General features: G+C 66.4%; 1 protein-coding gene. It reads left to right on the top strand.

The window, feature by feature from the left end:
- Positions 1-1,736: molybdopterin-dependent oxidoreductase (locus tag HV773_RS36385; RefSeq protein ID WP_175198539.1), on the top strand; the 1,736-nt coding region annotated here is incomplete at both ends.

Below are 1,736 nucleotides of genomic sequence, written 5' to 3'. Positions count from 1 at the left end.
CGCCCCGACATGCCCAACCACGAGCCGCGCGGCTGCTCGCGCGGCGCATCGTACTCGTGGTACCTCTATAGCGCGAACCGCCTGAAATATCCGCTCATGCGCAGCGCGCTCGTGAAGTTGTGGCGCGAAAAGCGCCGCACGCTCCCGCCCGTGGAAGCGTGGGCCGCGATCGTCGACGACGACGAAGCGCGCAAAAGCTACCAGTCGCGGCGCGGCCTGGGCGGCTTCGTGCGCGCCGACTGGAGCGAGGTGAACGAACTCGTCGCCGCGGCCAACGTGCACACGATCAAGCGACACGGCCCCGACCGCGTGGTCGGCTTCTCGCCCATTCCCGCGATGTCGATGGTTTCGTATGCAGCAGGCTCGCGCTATCTTTCGCTGATCGGCGGCGTGTGCCTCTCGTTCTACGACTGGTATTGCGACCTGCCGCCCGCCTCGCCGCAAACGTGGGGCGAGCAGACCGACGTGCCGGAATCGGCCGACTGGTACAACTCCTCGTTCATCATGCTGTGGGGGTCGAACGTGCCGCAAACGCGCACGCCCGACGCACACTTCATGGTGGAGTCGCGCTATCGCGGCGCGAAGATTGTGTCGATCTTCCCCGATTACGCCGAAGGCGCGAAGTTCGGCGACATCTGGCTGCATCCCAAGCAGGGCACCGACGCCGCGCTCGCGCTCGCGATGGGCCACGTGATCCTGAAGGAATATCACCTCGCGGGAAAAAGCGCGTATTTCGCCGATTACTGCCGCCGCTTCACCGACATGTCATGCCTCGTCACGCTCACCGAGCGCGACGGCCAGTACGTGCCCGATCGCTACCTGCGCGCCTCCGACTTCGCGGACGCGCTCGGCCAGACCAACAATCCCGACTGGAAGACCGTCGTGATCGATTCCGCCAACGGAGCGTTCGCGGCGCCGCTCGGCTCTGCGGGCTTCCGCTGGGGCCAGCAGCAAGGCGGCGACCTCGGCAAGTGGAACCTGCGCGAGGAAAACGCTCAGGGTGCGCCGCTCGTGCCGGCGCTCTCGCTCGTCGCGGGCCACGACCAGGTGGTGGACGTGGCGTTCCCGTACTTCGGCAACGTCGCGCACGCGCACTATTCGCACACCGATCACCAGTCGGTGCTGAGCCGCCACATCGGCGTGCGCCGCGTGGCCACGCGCGACGGCGAGAAGCTCGTGGCCACCGTCTATGATCTCTTCATCGCGAACTACGGCCTCGATCAGGGCCTCGGCGGCAAGGACGTCGCGCAAAGCTACGACGACGATGTACCTTACACGCCCGCGTGGCAGGAAGCGATCACGGGCGTGAAGCGCGCCGACGTGATCAACGTCGCGCGCCAGTTCGCGGAGAACGCGGACAAGACCGAGGGCAAGTCGATGGTGATCATCGGCGCGGGCATCAATCACTGGTATCACATGGACATGGCGTACCGCGCCATCATCAACATGCTGGTGATGTGCGGCTGCGTAGGCAAGTCGGGCGGCGGCTGGTCGCATTACGTGGGCCAGGAAAAGCTGCGCCCGCAAACCGGCTGGACCGCGCTGGCGTTCGCGCTCGACTGGAACCGCCCGCCGCGCCACATGAACGCCACCTCGTTCTTCTATGCGCACACCGACCAGTGGCGCTACGACCCGATGAACCCCACCGACCTGCTCTCGCCGCTCGCGGACAAGTCGGCGTATCACGGCACGCCCATCGACTACAACGTGCGCGCCGAGCGCATGGGCTGGCTGCC

The sequence above is a fragment of the Paraburkholderia caffeinitolerans genome, from assembly GCF_902859945.1.
In the GTDB taxonomy this organism is placed as follows: Bacteria; Pseudomonadota; Gammaproteobacteria; order Burkholderiales; family Burkholderiaceae; genus Paraburkholderia; species Paraburkholderia caffeinitolerans.
Note: the sequence above shows the minus strand (reverse complement) of the source record. Positions and strands in the feature narration are given on the sequence as shown.